This window comes from Polaromonas sp. (assembly GCF_012927485.1).
GTDB lineage: Bacteria > Pseudomonadota > Gammaproteobacteria > Burkholderiales > Burkholderiaceae_C > Polaromonas.
The window spans coordinates 31261-55498 of the sequence record NZ_JABBPC010000022.1; the positions used below are offsets into that span (position 1 = coordinate 31261).

20 protein-coding genes are annotated in these 24238 nt (G+C 57.8%); 1 reads left to right on the top strand and 19 read right to left on the bottom strand.

The window, feature by feature from the left end; all coding sequences use genetic code 11:
• Positions 1-41: 41 nt before the first annotated feature.
• From HHJ16_RS09050 to apbC, 13 genes are all read right to left on the bottom strand, one after another.
• Positions 42-2615, bottom strand: coding sequence for an FtsX-like permease family protein (locus HHJ16_RS09050; protein ID WP_293642277.1), 2574 nt, complete (start codon positions 2613-2615; stop codon positions 42-44).
• 70 nt (positions 2616-2685) lie between these two features.
• The gene (locus tag HHJ16_RS09055) at positions 2686-3600 is read right to left on the bottom strand and encodes a formate dehydrogenase accessory sulfurtransferase FdhD (protein ID WP_293642278.1); all 915 of its coding nucleotides are present in this window, start codon (positions 3598-3600) and stop codon (positions 2686-2688) included.
• A gap of 64 nt (positions 3601-3664) precedes the next feature.
• Entirely contained in the window at positions 3665-4054 is a 390-nt protein-coding gene (locus tag HHJ16_RS09060) for a hypothetical protein (protein ID WP_293642279.1), read from the bottom strand.
• The gene (locus HHJ16_RS09065) at positions 4051-5271 is read right to left on the bottom strand and encodes a formate dehydrogenase subunit gamma (RefSeq protein WP_293642280.1); all 1221 of its coding nucleotides are present in this window, start codon (positions 5269-5271) and stop codon (positions 4051-4053) included. Before HHJ16_RS09065 ends, HHJ16_RS09060 begins: the two co-directional genes overlap by 4 nt.
• Before the next feature lie 11 nt (positions 5272-5282).
• Positions 5283-5513 (bottom strand): hypothetical protein, encoded by a 231-nt coding sequence (locus HHJ16_RS09070; RefSeq protein ID WP_293642281.1) that lies wholly within the window; start codon positions 5511-5513, stop codon positions 5283-5285.
• Positions 5510-6130, bottom strand: coding sequence for a formate dehydrogenase FDH3 subunit beta (gene fdh3B / locus HHJ16_RS09075; RefSeq protein ID WP_293642282.1), 621 nt, complete (start codon positions 6128-6130; stop codon positions 5510-5512). The genes HHJ16_RS09070 and fdh3B overlap by 4 nt, the downstream gene beginning before the upstream one ends.
• A gap of 11 nt (positions 6131-6141) precedes the next feature.
• Complete coding sequence (locus HHJ16_RS09080; RefSeq protein ID WP_293642284.1) at positions 6142-9117, bottom strand: formate dehydrogenase subunit alpha; 2976 nt, start codon at positions 9115-9117, stop codon at positions 6142-6144.
• A 32-nt stretch (positions 9118-9149) separates the two neighbouring features.
• Positions 9150-9356: a formate dehydrogenase gene (locus tag HHJ16_RS09085; protein ID WP_293642286.1), complete on the bottom strand. Its 207-nt coding sequence runs from the start codon at positions 9354-9356 to the stop codon at positions 9150-9152.
• A 203-nt stretch (positions 9357-9559) separates the two neighbouring features.
• Positions 9560-10180 carry a molecular chaperone TorD family protein gene (locus tag HHJ16_RS09090; protein WP_293642288.1) on the bottom strand — a complete coding sequence of 207 codons (621 nt, stop codon included), beginning with the start codon at positions 10178-10180 and terminating at the stop codon, positions 9560-9562.
• 14 nt (positions 10181-10194) lie between these two features.
• The gene (locus HHJ16_RS09095) at positions 10195-12282 is read right to left on the bottom strand and encodes a 4Fe-4S binding protein (protein ID WP_293642290.1); all 2088 of its coding nucleotides are present in this window, start codon (positions 12280-12282) and stop codon (positions 10195-10197) included.
• Positions 12209-12922 (bottom strand): DUF3306 domain-containing protein, encoded by a 714-nt coding sequence (locus HHJ16_RS09100; RefSeq protein ID WP_293642291.1) that lies wholly within the window; start codon positions 12920-12922, stop codon positions 12209-12211. The genes HHJ16_RS09095 and HHJ16_RS09100 overlap by 74 nt, the downstream gene beginning before the upstream one ends.
• Positions 12915-13487, bottom strand: a complete 573-nt coding sequence (locus tag HHJ16_RS09105; RefSeq protein WP_293642317.1) for a DUF3305 domain-containing protein — start codon at positions 13485-13487, stop codon at positions 12915-12917. Before HHJ16_RS09105 ends, HHJ16_RS09100 begins: the two co-directional genes overlap by 8 nt.
• 139 nt (positions 13488-13626) lie before the next feature.
• Positions 13627-14718 (bottom strand): iron-sulfur cluster carrier protein ApbC, encoded by a 1092-nt coding sequence (apbC, locus tag HHJ16_RS09110; RefSeq protein WP_293642293.1) that lies wholly within the window; start codon positions 14716-14718, stop codon positions 13627-13629.
• A 200-nt stretch (positions 14719-14918) separates the two neighbouring features.
• Between apbC and metG the strand changes: the two genes are divergently transcribed.
• Entirely contained in the window at positions 14919-17009 is a 2091-nt protein-coding gene (metG, locus tag HHJ16_RS09115) for a methionine--tRNA ligase (RefSeq protein ID WP_293642294.1), read from the top strand.
• Positions 17010-17025: 16 nt separating this feature from the next.
• Here the strand turns inward: metG and HHJ16_RS09120 are convergent, their stop codons facing one another.
• From HHJ16_RS09120 to hyfB, 6 genes are read right to left on the bottom strand one after another with little or no spacing between them, the layout of a single operon-like run.
• Positions 17026-17538: a formate hydrogenlyase gene (locus HHJ16_RS09120; RefSeq protein WP_293642318.1), complete on the bottom strand. Its 513-nt coding sequence runs from the start codon at positions 17536-17538 to the stop codon at positions 17026-17028.
• Positions 17538-19088 carry an NADH-quinone oxidoreductase subunit C gene (locus HHJ16_RS09125; protein ID WP_293642295.1) on the bottom strand — a complete coding sequence of 517 codons (1551 nt, stop codon included), beginning with the start codon at positions 19086-19088 and terminating at the stop codon, positions 17538-17540. The genes HHJ16_RS09120 and HHJ16_RS09125 overlap by 1 nt, the downstream gene beginning before the upstream one ends.
• Before the next feature lie 4 nt (positions 19089-19092).
• Entirely contained in the window at positions 19093-20547 is a 1455-nt protein-coding gene (locus HHJ16_RS09130; RefSeq protein WP_293642296.1) for a hydrogenase 4 subunit F, read from the bottom strand.
• Positions 20548-20549: 2 nt separating this feature from the next.
• On the bottom strand, positions 20550-21209 hold the full coding sequence (locus tag HHJ16_RS09135) for a formate hydrogenlyase (protein ID WP_293642298.1): 660 nt from the start codon (positions 21207-21209) through the stop codon (positions 20550-20552).
• On the bottom strand, positions 21206-22156 hold the full coding sequence (locus tag HHJ16_RS09140; protein WP_293642300.1) for an NADH-quinone oxidoreductase subunit H: 951 nt from the start codon (positions 22154-22156) through the stop codon (positions 21206-21208). The genes HHJ16_RS09135 and HHJ16_RS09140 overlap by 4 nt, the downstream gene beginning before the upstream one ends.
• Positions 22153-24177, bottom strand: coding sequence for a hydrogenase 4 subunit B (hyfB, locus tag HHJ16_RS09145; protein WP_293642302.1), 2025 nt, complete (start codon positions 24175-24177; stop codon positions 22153-22155). The genes HHJ16_RS09140 and hyfB overlap by 4 nt, the downstream gene beginning before the upstream one ends.
• Positions 24178-24238: the final 61 nt, after the last annotated feature.

Genomic DNA, 24238 nt, shown 5'->3' on the forward strand with positions numbered 1-24238 from the left:
GGTTCCAGCGCACTTTCCCGATTCCCGGCCCCGTCGTGTGCCTACTGGGCTTTACGAAGTGTCTCAACAACCGGTGTGTTGAGCACTGAGCGCAGCCCCCACCAACCTGCGGCCAGCGCCAGAACTGCGCCAGCCAGGCTGCCAAAGATCGGTACCGTCCACGAACCGGTCCAGCTGAAATCGAAGACGTAGCGAGCAAGGGCCCATCCCACGGCCAGCGCCGCAAGGGAAGCAAGGAAGCCAGCCAGCAGGCCGACACCGGCCAGCTCTGCACGCTGCACCTGCCGAAGCAGGGAAGCACGCGCGCCCAGCGCACGCATGATGGCGAATTCCCGGGCACGTTCTTCCCGCGTCGCCGTGACGGCGGCAAACAGCACCACCAGACCGGCAGCCAATGTAAAGCTGAACAAAAATTCCACCGCACCAATCACCTGGTCCAGCACCCGCTGTACCTGGCTCAGTGTGCTGCTCATGTCCACATTGGTGATATTTGGAAAGGCTTTAACAAGGGCGTTGTCGAAGCTTTGAGGTCTTTTGCCATCGGCCGGGTTACTCCGGACATCTTGAGGCGCGGGTTCGGGCGCCCGGAAGGCGCTGATGTACGACACCGGAACATCGGCCAGTTGGGCCACCGGATACATTACAAAAAAGTTGACGTGCATCGAGCCCCAGTCGACCTTGCGCAGACTGGTGATTTTGGCGTCGCTGAGCTGCCCCGCGATGTCGAAACGCAGGCGGTCACCGAGCTTGAGACCGAGCGTCTTGGCGAGACCTTCTTCGACACTGATGGCGTCTTGCTCACCGGCGATCCAGCGGCCTGCAACCACTTGGTTATAAGTGGGTTGTTGCGCACTGGTCGATAAGTTGAAATCCCGGTCCACCAGGCGTTTGGCGCGCTCGTCTGCAAAGTCATCGGGTGTCACGGCCTTGCCATTCACCGCCACCAGGCGACCGCGGATCATCGGGTACCAATCGAATTTTTTCACGCCACCCGCACGCAACGCCTGTTGAAAGGCATCGCCCTGCTCGGGCTGGACGTTGATTACAAAACGGTTGGGCGCATCAGCGGGAGTGGCTTGACGCCAGCTGCTGATCAGGTCAGTGCGCAACAGCACCAGCAGCATCAAGGCCAGCAGGCCCACGGCCAAGGCGCTGATTTGGACGACCGCATAGGCCGGGCGTGCCGACAATTGACGTGTCGCCAGCACCAGCCAACGTGGTGCCGTGGCCTCGTTCACGCTGGCTCGCAGCAATTTGACGGCAACGTAGCTGGCCAGCGCAAAAACCAGCACCGCCCCTAAAAATCCGCCCACCGAAATCAGGCCCAGCTTCAGGTCGCTACTGGCGGCCACCAGCAGGGCCGCGAAACCGGCCATGCCCACACCCAGCACCACCAGCGAGGCCGGTTTGAGGTTGCCAACTTCCCTGCGAATCACGCGCAGCGGTGGCACTTGGGCCAATTGCAATACGGGTGGCAGGCCAAAAGCCAACAGCAGCGTCAGGCCCATGCCCATTCCGAACGCCACCGGCCAGAAAGTTGGAGCGGGTAGCGCCGTCTCGACCAATCCGGCGAGCAACAAAATAAAGCCGTAATGCACTGCAAAGCCCAGCGCCACCCCCAACGCGCTGGCGAAAAGCCCCGCCACTACGAACTCAAAAGCGTAAGCCAGGGCAATGGTGCGCTGAGGCTGGCCGAGCACGCGCAGCATGGCACAGTCGTCCAGATGCTTCGCGGCAAATCCGCGCGCCACAATCGCGACGGCCACGGCGCTCAGCAGCGCCGCCAGCAAGGCCACCAAATTTAGAAATTTTTCGGCCCGGTCCAGCGTTTGATGCATCTCGGGGCTGCCGCTTTCCAGGGACTCTAACCGTGCGCCACGCAGGCCGGACTGGTTGGCCGGATTTTTGATTTCGTCCGCCGCCCACTTGACATACGCCTTGACAGCGATGGCATCACCCGCCACTGCAAACCGATAGCTGGTGCGACTGGCCGGCTGAATCAGTCCGGTTGCAGCAACGTCGGCCTGGTTGATCATCACACGCGGCGAGAAGCTGATAAAACCGGCCCCACGGTCCGGCTCCTGGACGATGATGCGGGTCAGCGTGAAGCTGGCATCGCCCATCAAAATAGTTTTGCCCAACTGAAGACCCAAGGCATCAAGCAACGAAGCATCTGCCCAAGCCGTACCTCGCGCCGGTATCTCACGGGTCACCTGGCCCGCGCCCTCCGTGCTTTCTGAAACTTTCATAGCGCCGCGCAAGGGATAGCCATCAGGAACGCCTTTGAAGGCCACCAGCTTGCTGGCACCGCCGTCTTCGTCTCGGGCGCGGCCCATGGTTGGAAAAGTGACGGTGGAAACGGCCTTGAGACCCAGCGCTTGAGCCTTGGCGATAAACGCTGGCGGAGTGACGCCATCGCTGCGGAGCACCGCATCACCGCCCAAGAGTTGTTGTGCATCACGCTGCAAACCACCCTTGAGCCGGTCTGCGAAAAATCCAACGGCGGTCAGGGCCGCGACTGCCAGCGTGACGGCCACAATCAGCAGGCGAAGCTCCCCGGCCCGCAAATCGCGGAACAGAGTTCTCCAGCCAAGCTTCAGAAAGAGGGTGTTCATAACGCGACCATAGTACGGAAAGGGTAACGAGATCACGCTGCCGGATTTTGGAGGACTTTGCCTCCGCTAATCAAGCTTCCTGACCCGCCTTCAAATAGCTTCTATTGTCGACTGGGCTACCGGGCTTCGCTTCCAGCTTGGCCACCAGACCAGCCTGCAACTTAAGGCGGTGCGGATGGGCGTAGCAAATAAAGCGTTTGTTGGTTGCGCGGCCAATGGCGCACAGCCCCACGGATTGGGCCACCTGATGCCCCATCTGCGTAATGCCGCTGCGTGAGACCACAACCGGTACACCCATCTGCGCCGACTTGATCACCATTTCGCTGGTCAGACGGCCGGTGGTGTAGAACACGCTGCTCCCGCCGTTGATGGGTAAGGTGTTCCGCATCCACATCCAGCCCGCGATCGTGTCAATAGCGTTGTGCCGCCCCACATCTTCTACAAAAAACAGCATCTCGGGATCACCGGATGCCGTACCGAACAAAGCGCAAGCGTGCACGGAGCCCGCAGACTTGTAGGTGGTTTCTTTGAGCCGAATCGTATTGACTAAACCGTAGAGCTGGCTTTGCGTGATGCAGGCACCCGGAGGCAGTTCGATTTGATCGACTTCATCCATCAGGCCGCCGAACATGCTGCCTTGACCGCAGCCGGTGGTGACCACGCGCCGGGAGGTTTTTTCCTCAATATCCGCGATGCCTTGGCGGGTTTTGACGGCAGCAGCACCGACCTCCCAATCGACCGTGATGGATTCGATGTCGTACACCGACTTGACCAGTCGCTGGTTGCGCAGGTAGCCGAGCACCAACAACTCGGGGTGGGCGCCCAGCGTCATGAGGGTGACCAGCTCGCGCTTGTCGACATACACCGTGAGCGCGCGCTCAGCAGGAATAGAGACTTTATGCTGCTCTCCATATTCGTTGACCGCGTCAATTTCGCAGGTCAACGGCGCCTGGGCTAACGTAAGGTGGGGCAGTGGCAAAAACATCGATGAAGATTACAACAAAAAAGGCCGGCACCTCGCGGGCCAGCCTTTTACCCGGGATGGCGTCTCAGGGTTTTTTGGCAGGGTTGACATCAGCATCAGGCCGCTTGCTGCTGGGCGGACTGATCGCCAAAGTCGTTGGAGAGTGCGCCCCCGAAGCCTCTATGGGCTTGGCGGCTTCTGACAGCAGGTAAACGAAAGCGCCCGGGTCCGCGCAAGCAGGCGCTTCCGCCGGCGGCTTGGTTTCCTTGCCTGCAGACTTGGCCGCAGCGAAATAGCTGGCCGCCGTTTTGTCTTGGGACTTGCATAATTTATAAGCATCCACTTTCCCGTCCCAGGCCGTCTTGGCAGCAGCCTCTGCGGCTTTGGCCTTGGCTTCGTTGCTCAGCGGAAGAAGTGTGGCCCACGTAAGCGCGCATGCACTGGCAAGCAGACTCGCCATTAGAAGTTTTTTCATGAAGTCCTCGCACTTGATACCTGAACAATCTGACTTGCGAGCACTGACCCGCCTCGATGGGCCGGAATCTTACCGGCCTTAACATCGTCATACCAGTATTGGTGGTGCTCCCTGGCCCAGGTTTCATCCACATAGCCGGATTTCATGGCATGGTAGGCACCGTCCATTCCGATGGTGCCAATGTAAATATGGCCGACAAACATCGCCATCATCAGCACCGTCGCAATCGCGTGAACCATCTCCGCGAGTTGCATGGTGCCACGCACGTAGACGAGGCCGGGGACGAGCTTGTCGAGCACAAAACCTGAGCCCACAACGATGATTCCCAGGAAAAACACGCCGCCCCAGAACACCACTTTTTCACCCGCGTTGAAGCGGTGCGATGGCACCTCGGTGCCCGACAGAAGGCCACCCCCTTTGAGGATCCAGTTGAGGTCATCGCGGTCAGGGATATTGTCCCGAATAAAAGTAATGAAAACGATCACCAGCGAAACGGCAAATAACGGCCCGGCGAAGTTGTGCATGTTTTTGAGCACATAAGTGAACCAGCCAAACAGCGTGCCGCCAATGACCGGTTGAATAAAGAATTTACCAAACGCCATCACCAAACCGGAGACGGCAAGCAGGCAAAACGCAATGGCATTGGACCAGTGCGCCGAACGCTCGAAGGAGGTGAACCGCTCGATCTTGCGGCCGGTCTCAGCCCCATGCAACTTAATCGGGCCCTTGCCAAAGTAAAACAATGCGATCGCACCGGCCATGATCAGCAAAAGCGCCCCCCCGTAAGGAATTAGCCAGTTGTTGCGAACCTGACGCCACGCTTCGCCGGCATTGGTCAGGCGTGAACCCGGGTACTGCACAAAAGGCTGAATCAGGTTGCCTGCTTCTGGCGCCTCGCTTTTAGGCAAGTTGCTATGGCCGGTCACGCCGCTACCGACCTGTCGCCACATCGGCGCATTGTTGCCCGGCTGGACTTTGGCCCGTTCGCCGTTGGTCTGCTTGGCATAGTTGGGATCGGCACTGGCGTCAGGCTTCACTTCAAAAATATTTTGGCTCTGAATGCCGGCAGTTGTCGCCGCAGCCGGCGCCGATGCAGCGGGCAGCGCTGGAGTGAGGACGCCCGAAGCCTGCGCTGATCGGCTTGGAGCAGTCTCGGCGACTGCTACACCGGTCAAGCCAAATGCTGTTAATAATATAGCTAAGAGTGCTCGTTCCATGATGGCTCCGGTCACTTTGTCTTGGAATATTCGTTTTGGTTATTTTGGGCGCGGACCTTGAGCGCTTGCTCCCAGCTCGCCTTGTCCCCCGGCTTCCAACCAGGCGCCACAAAATTGTTTTGCGCACCATAAAACGGCTCGACATCGTTTTTCATGTTGCCCAAGGTCTGTGGTTTTTCACCACAAGCCGACATACTGGCTAAAGTGGCCAGCGCCGAGATCAGCATTAAAAAACGGGTCATGATTTCGCCCCTGTGGGCGGCTGGCCCGCCTGCTTGGAACCATAGGCTGTTCCCCAGCCCCAGACCTCAGCGCCTTTGCCGCGGTGTACGACCCGGTTGCGGAAGATGTCAGCCACCACATCACCATCGCCGGCTAGCAGCGCCTTGGTGGAACACATCTCGGCGCACGCTGGCAACTTACCTTCTGAAAGACGGTTGCGTCCGTACTTTTCAAATTCAGCCTGACTGCCATTGACCTCGGGACCACCCGCGCAGAAAGTGCATTTATCCATCTTTCCCCGCACACCAAAAGTGCCCGTGGATGGAAACTGGGGCGCACCGAAGGGGCAGGCGTAAGAGCAATAGCCACAGCCAATGCAGATGTCCTTGTCGTGCAACACCACGCCTTCATCAGTCCGATAGAAGCAATTGACAGGGCAAACCGCCATGCACGGTGCATCGCTGCAATGCATGCAAGCCACCGAGATGGATTTTTCGCCTGGAACACCATCGTTAAGCGTCACGACGCGGCGACGGTTAACGCCCCACGGAACTTCGTTTTCGTTCTTGCAAGCTGTGACGCAGCCGTTGCATTCAATGCAGCGTTCCGCATCACAAACAAATTTCATACGTGCCATAAACTTTTCCCTTACGCTCTCTCGACGTTGCAGACCGTCGTTTTGGTTTCCTGCATCATCGTCACACTGTCGTAACCGTAAGTGGTTCCGGTGTTAATGGCCTCGCCGCGCACTATCGGCGCCGCACCATTCGGGTAGTAGGCCAGCATATCGGCCCCTTGCCAGCGTCCGGAAAAGTGAAATGGCATAAACACCGTATCGACACCCACCCGTTCCGTCACCATCGCCTGAACATTGAGACGCGCGCCCGTCGGGGTGCTCACCCAGGCACGCTCGCCGTTGCGAATACCTTTTTCGGCCGCGACCTTGGGATTAATTTCAATGAACATTTCCTGTTGCAACTCAGCCAGCCAGGGATTCGACCGTGTTTCCTCTCCACCGCCTTCGTACTCCACTAGTCGGCCGGAGGTCATGATCAGCGGAAACTTCTCATGTATCTTGTCGGTGACATTCTTTTGCTGAAGCGATTTATACAAAGTCGGCAGCCGCCAGAAAGTCTTTTTGTCATCGTGCGTTGGATATTTGGCGACCAGATCGGGCCGAATGCCGTAAAGCGGCTCACGGTGCTGCGGGATGGCATCGGGAAAATTCCACACCACCGCCCGCGCCTTGGCGTTGCCAAACGGATGGCAACCATGATTTTTCATGACCACGCGAATGATGCCGCCAGAAGAATCAGTCTTCCAATTCTTCCCATCGGCCGCCACTTTTTCGGCCTCGGTCAGCTCTTCCCACCAGCCCAGCTTTTTCACCAGCAAGTGGTCGAACTCCGGATAGCCCGTGGTGATATCGGCGCCTAAAGAGTGTGAGCCGTCTTCTGCCAATAAACTCTGGCCTTCGCGCTCCACGCCAAAATTAGCGCGGAAGTTACCACCTCCGTCCATGACATGCTTTGAGGTGTCGTAGAGGTTGGGTGAACCGGGGTGTTTGAATTCCGGTGTTCCGTAGCAGGGCCATGGCAGACCAAAATAATCGCCCGTGAGGTCGTAACCGGTCGCCTTGTCTTTTCCGCCTTTGGCGCGCAGCGTTCTCACATCGAAAAGATTCATGTTGCGCATGTGCGCCTTGAGGCGCTCAGGACTCTGGCCGGTGTAGCCGATGGACCAGCAACTCTTGTTGATTTCGCGCAGGATGTCTTCGGGCACGGGTTCGTCCATACCCTTGACCTTCTGCAGCTTATAGTTTTTGACGAGTTCCTTACCATAGCCCAACTTGTCGGCGAGCTGGTACATGATCATGTGATCGCTGCGGCTTTCCCACAGCGGTTCAATCACTTTTTCGCGCCATTGCAAGGAGCGGTTCGAGGCCGTCACTGAGCCGGTAGTCTCGAACTGGGTAGCCGCTGGCAACAGGTACACCGCACGGTTCGGGTTAAGGTCTTCCGGTTTTCCGGGCATCGCCGCCATGGCGGCGGTTGCCGAAGGATACGGGTCAATAACGACCAGCAAATCCAGTTTATCCATCGCCCGCTTCATTTCCAGACCACGGGTCTGCGAATTGGGCGCATGACCCCAAAAGAGAACTGCGCGCAGATTCGAGTCCTGATCAATAAACTCGTTCTTCTCCATCACGCCATCAATCCAGCGCGAGACCGTGATACCCGGCTTGCCCATCATGGCCGGTGAGGCATAACGTCCTTTGATCCAGTCGAAGTCCACGCCCCAGGTTTTGGCAAAGTGCTTCCACGACCCCTCCGCCAGACCATAGTAGCCAGGCAGCGAGTCGGGGTTGGGGCCGACATCAGTAGCGCCCTGCACGTTGTCGTGGCCCCGAAAAATATTGGTGCCACCGCCGGAAACGCCGACGTTGCCGAGTGCAAGCTGCAAAATACACGACGCCCGAACGAACGCATTACCCGTGGTGAGCTGGGTCTGACCCATACACCAGACGACGGTCGAGGGCCGATTCTTGGCCATCATTTCAGCCGCCATGTAGACGCGCGCTTCAGGAACGCCGCAGGCTTCTTCAACCTTGTCGGGGGTCCACTTGGCCAGCACCTCTTGCTTGACTTTGTCCATGCCATAAACACGGTCGTTGATGTACCGGGTATCTTCCCAGCCGTTCTTGAAGATGTGATAAAGCATGCCGAACAGGAACGGGATGTCCGAGCCCGAACGGAGGCGGATGTATTCGTCTGCCTTGGCCGCCGTGCGCGTGAAACGGGGGTCGATCACGATCATCTTGCAACCGGTTTCCTTGGCATGCAACAGGTGCAGCATGCTGACCGGGTGCGCCTCGGCTGCGTTCGAGCCGATGTACAACGCGCACTTGCTGTTCTGCATGTCGTTGTACGAATTGGTCATGGCGCCGTAGCCCCAAGTGTTTGCGACCCCTGCCACCGTGGTCGAATGGCAAATACGGGCTTGGTGGTCGCAGTTATTGCTGCCCCAAAAACTGACGAACTTACGCAGCAAGTACGCCTGCTCATTGTTGTGTTTCGAAGAGCCGATCCAGTAAACGGAATCAGGGCCACTGGTCTTGCGCAACTCTAGCAGCCTGGCGCTGATTTCATTAAGCGCCGTGTCCCAGGTGATCCTCTCATATTTGCCGTTGACCAGCTTCATCGGGTAGCGCAGGCGGTACTCGCCGTGGCCATGTTCACGCAGGGCGGCGCCTTTGGCGCAATGAGCACCCAGGTTAATGGGCGAATCAAATACGGCCTCCTGGCGCACCCAGACGCCGTTTTCAACCACCGCATCGACCGCACAACCCACCGAGCAGTGGCTGCAGACCGTGCGTTTGACTTCGATTTTCCCCTTCGCCTCACCGGCTCCGGGTGTCGCTGCCCTGGCTTTTTTAACCAACGTCAACTGGGTGGCCGCGAGGCCGACACCGACGCCCAGGCCCGAGCGCCGCAGGAATGCACGCCGGTCCATGGTGGGCAGCGCATTGGACAGGCCCCGCGAAAGGCTTTGCACAAAGCGTGCCGAGCCGGTGCGATGCGCCGTATCGCTGGATATGCCGGGCGTTTTTTTCGTGAGAAGCATGCAGCTCTCCGTAACAATAAAACAAGAAGAAATTAGACGCGTGTGGTTTTGTAGTAGCGCTGAACGTGGTCCGTCAAGCTGTAGCCGCCGCCTTTCTCAGGGGCCGGCTTGGGCTCCCGAGGGATGGCGTCTACAGCGGGCACGCCCGGCAGCGCAACGACGGCTGCGGCTGCCGCGCTGGCGACTGCGGCACCCAAAAAGAAACTTCTGCGGGAGGGTTTTGGCTGGCTATCTTGCATTTCTATCTCCAAAGAAACTGTATGTATCTGTAATTTTTTCTACTTTACGCCAGAGCGCCGTGCACCACAATGGGTCGCATCAATCAAACTGGCAACCCGAGGGAAAACGCTAGCGGATCCTATACGTACTGCCCGGTTTCTGCTCAACGCTCCGATCTCAACCTAAGGCGACTAAGGGCAACCAGATCAAGAGACACGCCGATTCAGGCCAACATGTCGAACCCCTGCGATTCGACGCCGATAAAAGCTTGTGTGAAGACCGCCAAAGCGCGATAGAAACGAGCCCTGGGGTGCTGCATGATGGCTTCGCACATCCTTGAAACCCAGGGCTGCAGATGACGCGCAAAAAACTCGCGTTGACGGGTCAGGTTGGCTACTTCCACATCGTCGCCGGCAATCAGGTAGCGCATGACTTCGCACAGATAGGCGATATGGTCTTCCGTTTCCGGCATGGTTCCGTCATCGCGGGCCAGCCCCAGTGCCGCAATATCGGTACGCAGGGCAGCCAGCGGTTTTTCGTTCAGGAATCCACTGAGGTAGTGAGAGCCGAATAGGTACACCTCCGGCTTGCCCACGCCACCGAACAAGGCGTCGTATTCCTGGCCCAGCTCCGCCACGGATTGCCCGCGTGCCGCAGCCACCAATTCACCCCATGAACTTTCAAGCAACGCGCCTGCGGCCGGCGCTTCAGTAACGGCAACACACAGGTTTTGATGCAGCTCAGCCGATGGCGCTGCGTAGTAAAGGGCTGCGAGTAGTCCATAGACTTCGGCGCGAGCAGTTTCTTCATCAAGGGTGGAAGCTACGAGTTGGGCTTGCGTCATGGGTAGCGGCCTGGTTAGCGAATATCGGTAATTTTGAGTTCATCGTCCGCAGAATAGAGATCAATGACCCGGCAGTCTCCGCACATTTTCAGGCGGTCGGCGGCAGCTCCCTGAAACATGGCGTGTCCTGCCAGTTTGCCGAGCATCGATTCGATCGCCTTGAGAGTGCCAAAGGGTTTGCCGCAGCGAATGCAGGCATAAGGCTGCATTTCATTCAGCACCATGGCCTCCTTGCGCTGCGGCGAAAGCCTGAACTGCGGGACGAGCGAGAGCGCCTTTTCCGGGCAGGTTTTCACGCACAGGCCACACTGCACGCAATTCTTTTCGATGAATTTGAGTTGGGGGCGCTCCGGGTTGTCTTGCAGGGCGCCCGCTGGACAGGCATTGACGCAGCTCAGACACAGCGTACAGGTGTCCTTGTTAATAGCCAGCGCGCCCAGGGGAGATCCGGTCGCCGGCAGTGAAATCACCTCGGGATGCGCGGGGGCCTGTGACACCAAGTGGTCGAGTGCCAACTCCAGCGTGGCGCGCTTGTCGGCCTGGACGGAAAAACCGGCCGCTTTCGTCGCACCCTGGGCCGGATCTGCCTGCAGTTGGGCATCCAGCGTGGCCAGATCGCGCGCGTCTTTTGCCTGAAGAATCCGGAAGTGCTCGCCTTGGTAACCCAGGCCGCTGAGGATGGCCTGCGCAACATCCATCTGCGTCCGCATGGCGTCAAGGTACTGTGGCGCTTCCTCGCCTGTCACGAGTAGCCACACTTGCGAAGCGCCGTAGGCAATGGCCGAGAGCCAAAGTTCCAGACCAGTCGATGCGGTGTGCCATAACGCCATCGGCAGAACGCGCGCCGGTACGCCCCGGGTAGCGGAATCAAGCTGAGCCAACCGTCCCAGATCTCCAAGCAGACGCGCGCCCGCTTCCTGGCTGTGCAAAAGCAATGCCGCGTGCCTGCCGCCTGCGCGCTCGTAGGTAGTCAGTAACGTCTTGATTTTTGTACCCTGGTCGCTGGCACGCGGGTAGGCAAAGGTCAACGCCCCGCTGGGGCAGACCGTGGTGCAGGCACCGCAACCCACACACAGGTAAGGGTTCACCTTGATCTGCTGCCGGTCGCGCTCGCTACTCACGGCGGAGGCCGAACAAACATCGATGCACGCATTGCAACCGGTTTTCTCATTTCGGCTGTGGGCACACAGTTTTTGCTTGTAGACAAAAAACTTGGGTTTCTCGAATTCACCCACGAGCGAGCGCACCTGAAGCAAGGTACGGCTGTCCCGACCATCCCAGCGGAAATAGCCTTGAGGCGGTGCCTGCTGCGTAAACGCTGGCGTGGCCCGCAAATCGAGCACCAGGTCAAATGTTTCGCTCGATCCCACCGGTTCGCGATTGAAGTCGATTGCCCCGGCGGCACCGCAAACCTTCACACAGTCCCTGTGAGATTTACATAGGGCGCTATCAATTTGATAATCAAAACCGATCGCCCCTTCGGGACAAGCCACCAGGCAGGCATTGCAGCGGGTGCACAGGTCAAGATCAATCGGGTTGTTGCGTTCCCACTTCAATTCGAACGCTCCGAGCCATCCCGTCAAATGCCGAATCTGTCCCGCCAGCACCGGGTAACGCCGCTCCTGCAATCCACCGTCACGGCCAGCCCCCATGCTAAACAAGGTCACTTCCAGCGTGTCCGACAACAACTCGGCAGCACGCTCGGCGGCGTCGAGTTCACCGATGATGAGTAAACGGCCGGCGCTTTTGTAGCTGACGGTGGGTACCGGCTCGGGATCGGGCAAGTGGGCAACCGCCAGCAGTGCCGCAATTTTCGGCATCGCACCGGCCGCGTCTTTACTCCAGCCGCCAGTTTCGCGGATATTGACGAATTTGATGACCGAGGTAGCACCAACAGTTTGCTGCCCGATTTCGGCAAACAAACGCTTTTCCTGGGTGCAGGCCACGACGACGTCATCGCCCGATTGAATTGCCTTTTGAAACGAACCTGCTTCGCGCCGGCAAAGCGCTGAATGCAGGGTTAGGTTTTCATGAAGTGCCGCGCCCAGGATCTGGGGCTTCAGGGGCATGGTCTGGTTGCAATCGCAAATGAGAGTCGGCATGGTCTTGTGGGCTGCCACCGGAGTCAGGCAATAACTTCGGTGGGCTGGAATTTTCGAGGCTAACAGGGTCCGAAGGCGCTATATCCGGATACTCCAAGGACTGTGCCACGGTTTCAGTATTAAGGTTATTCGAACTTTCCCCGGACAAAGAGGGGGCGTCATTCCGATTTAAGCCGCTTTCTCCATCTTCCTCGTCATCAAACAACTTGAGAAATTTCGATCCAACCATCTGCCGGAGCATGGACTCCGGTATCGGATCCGCTTTGGAATAGTCGTCAATGTAGATGTCCAGCCCATCCATCACGTTGAAATGCGGATCAGCAAACAGCTTTTTCATCGCGGCGTTGCGTACTTCGGGTCCGACGTTGCCTGCCATGAAGGGCTTGAAGTCGGAGTCCTTGGTCAGGTGCTTCACATCGTCAAGGGACAGCGCTTGTTCCGCCGGTAGTTCTTGCAAAACGGAATCGCCAGCAGCGGGCGAAGGAGGCTGTGCGGCGCCCGGCAACGGAATCCTGCCCGTGGCGGCGTCCGACGCCTCAGTTTTTGCACCCCGTACTGGCTCCTCCAGGGGGTTGCCCTTTAAAGCTTCCGTTTTTCGGTGCGCCCACCGACCCAGGAATCCCTTGGACGCCTCAACCATGGCCAGCGCCGCCAAATTTCTTGTCAGTACTCACCCGCGCAGGGTTGCCAAAGCGGTCTTGCAAAGGCTTGAAGCTTTGCGGGCGCTGGCGGCGCTTGGCTTCCAGCACGTGATGCTCGTCCACAAAATGCTGCAGCCACTGCACGACGTCAAGCGGCGCGGCTACCTGCTCCACAGTTTCCTGCGCATCGAGCCAGCGCCCGGCATCGTGGTAGCTCAGCGTGACAATCTGCGGAACGGCCACGGGCTCGTCGGCAAGTGCCGCCTCTTCTTCCATGCGCCAGACCACCCAGAAGCAGGGCCGCAACGTGGTGACGTTGAGGTAGTAACCCTCCGCATCATCGGTAAAAAGTTCGACTTTAAAGCCAGGGTGCAGCCAGCGTTCTTCGCGCTCGTCCTTGAGAAGCAAGCGCGGCCGCTCGCCAAAGCCGACCTCGTCCGGCACAACGTCGGCCAACACCCAGCGCCACGGCTGCCAGCGGTTGTCGATGCGCTCGCGGCGCATGACAACCGCCACGGCTACAAAGGGTCGCCGAATCGCCGCATCCAATTCGGGAGATTGCATCAGAAAATCAGACATGGCCGCAGTGTACGGCGGTCTTCATACCCGCAGTCGAAAGGGCTTTTTGGGTAGTTTGTCTATCGGCGCTTCGCCGCTGGGAAGCCAATCGGCCAATCATGCGGACAGAGGAGTCCCGGGGGCTTCAGGTGGTTTTGGAAATCGTGATGGTTGGAAACTTCGCTGAGAAGTCCTTGGACTTGGCCGCCACGGTGATGGCCATCTTGCGCGCGATGCCCTTGTAAATGGCGGCGACGTCGCCGTCCGGATTAGCCACCACCGTGGGCATGCCACTGTCCGCCTGAACGCGAATTTGCATGTCTAGCGGCAGCGCACCGAGGTAGTCCATGTTGTATTCAGCGGCCATCTTCTTGCCACCGTCAGCACCAAAAATGTGTTCGGTGTGGCCGCACTGGCTGCACACGTGAACCGCCATGTTTTCGACGATGCCCAAAATCGGCACGCCAACTTTCTCGAACATCTTGATGCCTTTTTTGGCGTCGAGCAGTGCGATGTCTTGCGGTGTGGTGACGATCACGGCGCCCGTCATGGGCACGCGCTGGCTCAGCGTAAGCTGGATGTCGCCCGTGCCAGGCGGCATGTCCACGATCAGGTAATCGAGATCTTTCCAGTTGGTTTGACGCAGTAACTGTTCCAGCGCCTGGGTGGCCATTGGGCCGCGCCAGATCATGGCTTCGTCTTGCGCCACCAGAAAGCCAATCGACATCACCTGAACACCGTAGTTCTCCATCGGCTCCATGTTTTTACCGTCAACGCTTTCAGGTCGGCCTTCTATGCCCATCATCATGGGTAGGCTGGGGCCATAGATGTCGGCATCGAGCAATCCCACGCTAGCACCCTCAGCGGCCAGCGCCAGCGCCAGGTTGACTGCCGTGGTGCTTTTGCCTACGCCGCCCTTGCCGGAAGCGACGGCAATGATATTCTTGACCTGCGGCAAGAGCTGAACGCCGCGCTGAACGCTATGGCTGGCAATTTTTACCGTGACATTAACCGACACGTTGTCCACACCCGCGACACCCTTGGTGGCCGCAATCAGATTCTTTCGCAGCCCCGCGATCTGGCTCTTGGCGGGATAACCCAACTCCACATCAAACGACACATCGCCGCCGCTAAGCTGCAGGTTCTTGATGGCCTTGCTCGTAACGAAATCCTTACCGGTATTGGGGTCGACTACGGTTTGCAAGGCATTCAAAACGGTCTGTTGTTCTAGGGCCATCGGGAAACTCTCCGGTTAAATTTGACAAGGCGGGGTGGATGCGTTTGCTCGGGCGCGTCCAAACTGCGGGGCTACCCGGAAGTCTAACCCGGTGACTTAAACCATGAGCTCGCGGGGAATTGTCTTCAGACTCCTTCATTAGAGACTTAAGATCGCTGCTTAGTCCCCCAACATTCCCAAGTCCCCTTCAAAGCCGTTCTATGCCCCAGCGCCGTCTGTTTGTCACCACCGCCCTACCCTATGCCAATGGCAATTTCCACATCGGCCACATCATGGAATATATCCAGGCCGATATATGGGTGCGGTTCCAGCGCATGCAGGGCCTTGAGGTGAACTTCGTTGGCGCCGACGACGCCCACGGTGCACCCATCATGATCGCCGCTGAAAAAGCCGGCAAAACACCGCAACAATTTGTGGCCGACATTGCTGCCGGCCGCAAGCCCTACCTGGACGGCTTTCACATCAGTTTTGATAACTGGAGTTCCACCGACTCAGCGGAAAACCATGAGTTGGCCCGGCAGATCTACCGTGACCTGCGCGACAACCCGGAAGGCTCGCTGATCGAGACCAAAACCATCGAGCAGTTCTTTGACCCGGAAAAGAACATGTTCCTGCCCGACCGTTTCATCAAGGGCCAATGCCCGAGGTGCCATGCGAAGGACCAGTACGGCGACAACTGCGAAGTATGCGGCGCTGTCTATGCCCCCACCGACTTGATTAATCCCTACTCGGCCTTGTCAGGCGCAACGCCAGTACTGAAAAGTTCGGAGCATTTTTTCTTCAAGCTCTCCGACCCGCGCTGCGTCGAGTTTCTACAAGCGTGGACTCAGGACGGCAAGCTTCAGCCGGAAGTGGCGAACAAGGTCAAGGAATGGTTTTCGACGCGGCAAAATGCCGACGGCAGTACCAGTGAAGGTCTGGGTGACTGGGACATCAGTCGCGACGCGCCTTACTTTGGTATTGAGATACCGGATGCGCCCGGCAAGTATTTTTATGTCTGGCTGGACGCACCGATCGGCTACTTGGCGTCCCTGAAAAACCTGCTGGAAAAACGTAGGCAAAGCTATGAGGACTATATGGCCGACCCCGCCCTGGAGCAGTACCACTTCATCGGCAAGGACATCGTCACGTTCCACACTTTGTTCTGGCCGGCCATGCTGAAGTTCAGCGGTCGAAAAACCCCAAACAACGTCTTCGTGCATGGATTCTTGACCGTCAACAACGGCGAGAAAATGAGCAAAAGCCGCGGCACCGGCCTGGACCCGCTGAAGTACCTGAGCCTTGGCATGAACCCGGAATGGCTGCGCTACTACCTGGCCGCCAAGCTCAATGCCCGCAACGAAGATATTGACTTCAATGCCGGCGATTTCATGGCGCGGGTGAACAGCGATTTGATTGGCAAGTATGTGAATATTGCGAGCCGGGCATCAAACTTCATCACGAAAAATTTTGATGGTAAATTGGCATTTCTTGGCGACACATCGGCTTTGCTAGAGGGTGCCAAGGGAAGCGCCTTTCTGGTGCGAACAGCCTACGAAAATCGAGAATACAACAAGGCTTTGCGCGACACCATGGCGCTGGCAGATCAAATCAATGAAGCCTTCGATGCGGCCCAACCTTGGGTGATGGCCAAAGATCCAGAAAAGCGAGCCGCTTTACAAGACATTTGCTCCAGAACACTCCATGGATTCAAGTTGCTTTCGGTTTTGCTGACCCCGATTCTCCCTGCTTTGAGCCAACGCGTCGCTAAAGACTTCTTTGGTTTTGACCGGGACTTCACATGGGACGATGCGTGGCCGCTTCCCAAGAAAGTCTCACCCTACCAGCACCTTATGCAGCGCGTCGATATCAAGCAACTTGACGCATTGTTTGAACCACCAGCCCAGGCAGAATTTGAGCAGGAAGTTACAGATTCAATAGCGACACTGCCCGGTGGCGAAGCCATCGCACCCACCATCACCATTGACGACTTCTCCAAAATTGACCTGCGTATCGCAAAGATCGTCAATTGCGAAGCGGTGGAAGGCTCGACCAAGTTGCTGCGCCTCACACTGGATGCGGGCGAAGGCAAGATGCGCAATGTCTTCAGCGGCATCGCCTCGGCCTACAAACCTGAGCAGTTAATCGGCAAGCACACGGTGCTGGTGGCTAATCTGGCGCCGCGCAAAATGAAGTTTGGCGTCAGCGAAGGCATGGTGTTGGCCGCCAGCCATGCCGACGAAAAAGCCACGCCCGGCATTTATGTGCTGGAGCCCACTCCCGGCGCGCAACCGGGCATGCGGGTAAGCTAAAAGCGGCAGACTGTACTCAGGCGCGTCGGCGTACGGCGGCCAGGATGCCACGCAAGATATCGATTGGCGGCGGCGGACAACCCGGCACCACGAGATCCACCGGAATCACGTTGGAGACTCGACCGCAACTGGCATAGCTCTCGCCGAAAATGCCGCCATCGCAACCACAATCGCCCACCGCCACCACCAATCTGGGTTCGGGGGTGGCGTCAAAGGTACGCAGCAACGCGGTCACCATGTTTCGGGATACTGGCCCGGTCACCAGCAGCATGTCGGCATGGCGCGGGCTGGCCACAAACTTGATACCCAAACCCTCAATGTTGTAATAAGGGTTGCTCAAGGCATTGATCTCCAGTTCGCAGCCGTTGCACGAACCGGCATCCACCATGCGAATGGTCAAGGCGCGCCCCAGGATGTCCAGCACATTCGCCTGAATGCGTCCGACTTCGTCTTGCACGGCGTCCCCGAAATAAGGCGCCGGCTCGGTACGAATACCGTTTTTGGTAATCTGCTTGGCTATTCTCCAAATCATAGATCCTGCCCCGAATAGCTGAGGTTGAACGATTTGTTGATGAGCGGAAAGTCGGGGACGATATTGCCGATCATCGCGTGCTCCAGCACTGGCCAGTTCTGCCAGGAAGGATCGTGCAAGTAGCATCGCTGGATACGCTGCTGGCCGTCCACCCAGTCGAGTTCCAGCGCAACAAATATTTCCCCGCGCCAGCCCTCGATCCAACCCGCACCACGGGTTGCATGATCGGGCAAAAAAACTGCCTGGCGAAGATCACCCGCGGGAAGGTCCGCCAGAATTTCCCGCATCAATCGCAGCGACTCAAACACTTCATCGAATCGGACGATCACTCTGGCCGCAACATCGCCATTGCGGTGTGTGGCCATCTTCACCTGCAAGGTGTCGTAAGGCGGCACGGGATGATTACAGCGAAGGTCCCACGCCTGCGCACTGGCCCGGCCGGCCAAACCTGTCAACCCCAATTGCGCAGCCAGCGCCGGGCTCACACGTCCGGTGCTTATGAAGCGATCCTGCAAGCCCGCGTGCTCTTCGTACACCGCTCTCAGGGTTCGCACTTCGCTTTCAACGGCATCAGCTTGGCGGCATAACTGGTCTATCTGTGCGGGGTCAATATCGGCGATGACGCCGCCGGGCACGACACAGTCCATCATCAAGCGATGGCCAAACGCTTCTTTGGATACACGCAGCCAGTCTTCGCGCAGGCGTGAGAACTGGGCCAGACCAAAAGAAAATGCTGCGTCGTTTGCGAGCGACCCTAGATCACCCAAATGATTGGCGACCCGTTCCCGCTCCAGCATCAACGCGCGCAAACACGACGCCCGCGGCGAAGTAGTGCAGTCCGCCGCGGACTCCAAGGCCATGCAGTAGCCCCAGGCGTAAGCCACCGTTGAATCACCCGACACCCGCCCCGCCAGACGGTACGCCTGCAGCGGGTCAAATTGCGTCATGCGCTGCTCGATCCCCTTGTGCGTGTAGCCGAGCCGCTGCTCCAGGCGCAGAACCTTTTCACCGACGACAGAAAAACGAAAATGTCCGGGTTCGATGACGCCGGCGTGTACCGGACCCACCGCAATTTCATGCACACCATCCCCTTCGACGCGGACGAACGGGTAATCTAGCAAGTCGGCGTCAGGAAACGCCTGCAATTCGTCGGTACCCTCGCGTAATGGGAAATAATCCACCGGCCACGCTCCGTGGTTAAGCCACGGGCGCTGGTCTTTGGCACCTTCGGCGTGGATACCTGACAACTCTGCAGCCGCCCGCTGCATTCTGGCGGCCGCCGGAAAGAAGGGAACCAGATCGGGGTAGCTGGAATGGCCACCTTCTAGAGGCAATTCCAGCCAAACCAAACCCTCCAGCGTCACATAAGCCGCAAACACGGTCGCAACCGCAGCGTGCGATCCGCCCCACACGGCCAACAGTCGCCCACCCGCCTCGCGCACCACAAAGGCAGTGGTCTGCCAGTCATCGGCAGTCACGCTGGCGTGCCAGATTGGCAGGGGACTCGACATCGGTTGCAGGGCGACATTCAAACCGAAAATATTCATCAATTCAGCCCCCCAACATTCGCGCTGCCTGAACGTACCAGATATTGAGGTAAGGGGGAATATACAAACCCAGTACCAAAGCAAGACCTAGGTGAACGAACACCGGCAACAAAGCGGGCGGATGTGCCAGTGGCTTGAGCGAGGTCTCACCAAACACCATCGGCAGCACCCGGACGAGAACTGATGCAAAAGCGACCCCGAGCGAGAGAAATAGAAACGGCGTCGCCCAGGGTTGTTCACGCATGGCCGTGGTCAGGATGAGGAACTCGCTGGCAAAAACACCGAACGGCGGCATGCCCAGAATCGCCATCACCCCCAAAATCAGGCCCCAGCCAACCGTCGGATTGACCTTGATGAGTCCGCGAATTTCACTGATGACCTGGGTACCGGCTTTTTGTGTAGCGTGGCCAACGGTAAAGAAGACCGCTGATTTAACCAGGGAATGCACCGTCATGTGCAGCAGGCCGGCAAAGTTGGCAACGGGCCCGCCCATACCGAAAGCAAAAGTGATCAGACCCATATGCTCTATCGATGAATAGGAAAACATGCGCTTGACGTCCTTCTGACGGGACAGAAAAAACGAAGCCACCACCACCGACAGCAAGCCGAAACCCATCATGAGTTGGCCGGCCAAGGGCCGCTGCAAAGAACCGTCAGTGAGCACCTTGCAGCGCAGCACGGCGTACATGGCCACGTTCAGCAGCAGGCCGGAGAGCACGGCGGACACCGGGGTCGGGCCTTCCGCGTGCGCATCGGGCAACCAACTGTGCAAGGGCACCAGACCGACCTTGGTGCCGTAACCTATCAACAGAAAAGCAAAGGCCAGCGTGATGATGGCCGGGTCAAGCTGAGTCTTGATGACATCCAGACTGGTCCATAGCAAGGTGGCACTTTCCGGGCCCAGTACTTTTTCGGCCGCCATGTAAAGCAACACCGTCCCGAACAACGCCTGTGCAATACCTACACCACACAGGATGAAATATTTCCACGCCGCCTCCAGGCTGGCTGCAGTGCGGTAGACACTGACCAACAGCACGGTTGTCAATGTGGCGGCCTCCATCGCCACCCAGGTGATGCCCAAATTATTGGTCGTCAGCGCTACCAGCATGGTAAAGCTGAACAATTGGTACATGCTGTGGTACAGACGCATCCGTGGCGACGTCATCTTGCCGCGATCTTGCTCAACCTGCATGTAGGGCCGGGAGAAGATGGCGGTGGTGAATCCCACAAAGGCGGTCAGGGTGACCAGAAATACGTTCAGCGGATCAATGAAAAATTGTTTATCCCAGAGCAGCACCGGTCCATCGGCAACGATCCGGGCCGTCAATACGCAGGCGGCGACGAAGGTTCCAAAACTGAATCCGACATTGATGTCGCGTGCGAAATCACGATGGCCAGTGAAAGCCAGAACGACGCTGCCGAGCAGCGGAATACCAAGAACAAAAAACAAGGCATGCACGGTCAGTCTTCCTTGAGCGCTTCGAGATTGTGAATATCCAGACTGTCGAATTTTTCGCGGATCTGGAACAAGAACACACCAAGAATCAGAACGCCTACCAGCACATCCAGTGCAACGCCGAACTCCACAATCATGGGCATGCCATTAGTGACCGTCGTGGCTGCAAAAATCAAACCGTTTTCCATCGAAAGAAATCCGATAACCTGCGGCACCGCCTTGGAGCGGGTGATCATCATCATGAAGGACAGCAAGACACAGGCCAGCGCAATGCCCAGGGAACCACCCGCCACCGAGTGAGAGAGCCGCGATATCGGCAAGGCCAGACTGAAGGAAAAAATGACCAGCCCAATACCCGCCAGCATCGTAGTCGGAATATTGATCAGGGTTTCCACGTCCCAGCGTACGTTCAGCCGCCGGATAACCCGGTGTAACAACCAGGGAATAAAAATGACTTTGAGCGCCAGGGTCAAGCCCGCCGAAACGTAAAGATCGGGCTGATTCGTGACATAACCGATCAGGATAGACGCCGCTACCAAGGCGGCGCCTTGTATGGTGAAGAGGTTGATCAAGGAAACAATGCGCCGCTGGGAGATCATGGCAAACGACAGCATCAGAATCAGCGTCGCAAACAGATTGATCAATTGAGGCACATATTTGATCATGACAGTCCGAGCAAAATATTGACCAGAAGGCCGATCACCGCCAGCAAAAAAGCGGTGCCGAGAAATTCAGGTACGCGAAAAATGCGCATCTTCGCGTTGACCGTCTCGATGCACGCCAGAAAAAAGCCGCCTATCGCCAGCTTGATGAGGAGTACCGGGAGTGCCAATAGCAAGGCTAGCGGCGCATTGGCCTGCGCCACACCCCAGGGGAAAAACAGCGCCAGTCCAATACAGGAATAAGCGAATAGTTTCAGACTGGCCGTCCATTCGAGCAGCGCCAGGTGGCGCCCCGAATACTCGAGAATTAACGACTCGTGAATCATCGTGACTTCCAGATGGGTTTCCGGGTTGTCCACCGGCACCCGCGCGTTCTCAGCCAGCGATACCATGGTGAAGGCTACACCGGCCACCAGAAAGCTTGGATAGATCGCAAACTCCCGATGCGCCAGCGTTTCAACGATGGTGGTGAGGGAGGTCGAGCGGGAAATCATGGAAGCACAAAAAAGCACCATCAGCAAAGCCGGTTCGGCAAGAAACCCGACCAGCATTTCGCGGCGCGCGCCGAGCGTACCAAACGCCGTGCCAATATCCATCGCTGCAAGAGAGATGAACACGCGGGCAAGCGCGAACAAGCCCACCAGTGCGATGGCATCTGCCGCAGGCGACAAGGGCAGATCGGTGGACAGGGTCGGAATGATGCCGCAGGCCAGAAGCATGCAGCCAAAGACAATGTAGGGTGCCATTCGAAACAGTGGCGAAGCGTGCTCGGCCAACACGGATTCCTTGTTAAACAGCTTGTGCAGCATACGGTAAGGCTGCAACAACCCGGGGCCCGACTTGTTTTGCAGCCAGGCGTGCCATTGGTTCACCCAGCCAGTCAACAGAGGCGCCAGCACAAGGGCCATCACAATCGCCATCAGTTGGGATAGCAGACCAAGGACGCTCATTGCTTCACCACCAGCAGCACGGCGATCAGGGTCACAAAGCTGTAGATCAGATAGACCGCTATCCGCCCTTGCTGCAACAGTCCAATCACTTTAGAGATGCGTTCGACCAGCGCCGCCACCGGCAAATACAGCCAGTGCCACAGTGGGTCCTCTATCGTGACACGGTAGACCGGCTGCTCATCGAAAGGCGTGGGCAACTCCCGTTTCATGCGGAACATGGGCTGGAAGATTTGTCGGATCGGCTGTCCAAACCCTTCTGCCGTGTCCTGCATACGGGCGTTTTGCCACGGATAGCCGCAATCCCAGGGCGGCGCGCGGCGCGTCCGCCCGCTGTATAACTTGCGCACCAGCAGGTAAGCCACGCCGAAGCAGACCATCACGACCAGCAAGAAGATTGCAGGCGCATAGCTGGCGCGCTCAATACTGACCGGCACCAGCAACCAGCCACTGGCCGCCACCGTCTGCGCAATGCCCGCCGAGACCAGCAACTGCGTCACCGGATCAATCAGCCTGATCACCTGATTGGGGAACAGCCCCAGCACTACACAGCCCACCGCCAGCCAAAGCATACCCATGCGCTCCCAGCCATCGACATCATGCGCCTGAGATAATTTTTCTTCCCGTGGCTTGCCGAGAAAAATGACACCAAAGTACTTGACCATGGTGAAGCCGGACAGCGCGGCAATCAGCGCAATTAGCGCAGCCACCACAGGCACCAGCATGTTAAGGAACGAACCGGGCAGCCCCGTCGTGAACAGAAAGCTTTGCAGCAGCAGCCACTCCGCGACGAAGCCCCCAAAGGGCGGTAGGCCGGCGCAAGCCAGCGCACCGATCAAAGTAGGCCAGGCCAACCAGGGCATGTAGCGCATCAGGCCACCGAGCTTGCCCAGACTACGCTCGCCTGTGGCATGCATCACCGCCCCGGTGCTGCAGAACAGCAAACCTTTAAAGAACGCGTGGCTGACCAGATGGTACAAGGCTGCCGTCAGAGCCAACGCAGCCAGCGCTTTCATGCCATAGGCCGAGAACAGCAGCGACAAACCGAAGCCAACGCACATCAAACCTACGTTTTCAATCGAGGAATAGGCCAGCAAACGTTTCATTTCCGCTTGCACGGTGGAGAACACGACCCCGAACAGCGCGGTGGTCAAACCAATCGCCATCAAGAGCACACCCCACCACCAGATACGCGTTTGCAGCAAATCAAACGAAATCCGCAAGAGACCATACAGTGCAACCTTCAGCATCACGCCACTCATCAGCGCAGAAACAGGGGACGGCGCCGCTGGATGCGCCTCTGGCAACCAGGCGTGCAATGGCAATATGCCAGCCTTGGCGCCAAAGCCAAACAAGGCCAGAACAAACGCGACGGAACCCCAGAACGGCGACAAATGCTGGGCACGCATGTTGGCGAAGGTGTAGTCGCCGGTGTTGGCCTGCAACACACCAAAACACAGCAGAATACCGAGGGCACCAATATGCGCGACCAGCATATAAAGGTAACCTGCGTTGCGAATTTCGGGAATTCGGTGATTTGCCATGACGAGGAAAAACGAGGAAAAAGCCATCGTCTCCCAGACCACCATGAAGGCGTAGGCATCGTCGGCGATTACGACCATGGCCATACTGGCCAGAAAAATGTGATATTCCAGACAGAGCAAGCCCGGGGGCGTTCCCGCACCCTTGCGAAAATAACCTGCGGCAAAAACTGATACCCCTGCCGATACACCGCCTATCACCATCAGGAAGAAGCTTGAGAGACTGTCCAGACGCAGGTGAAAAGGCAGCTGGGGCAGCCCGATTGGCAGTACAGCCACCTCGGGCCCACTACCCGCAGCACTCCAGGCCAGCCCCAACAACACGAGGGAAAGAAGACCACCCGCCGGGAACAACACATTGGCTACCAACGTGAAACGTCGAAGTGCAAACACACCAAGTACACCAATCAACAGCCAGCCGACGACGACGATGAGAACCCAGTCCAAATGAACCCAAGCTGCAGGATGAGTCAAACCGCTCATTCAGCGTCAGTCAAGAAAACAGATTCGAGGGCATGGCTGTATGGTACTCGCTGACGTCGCA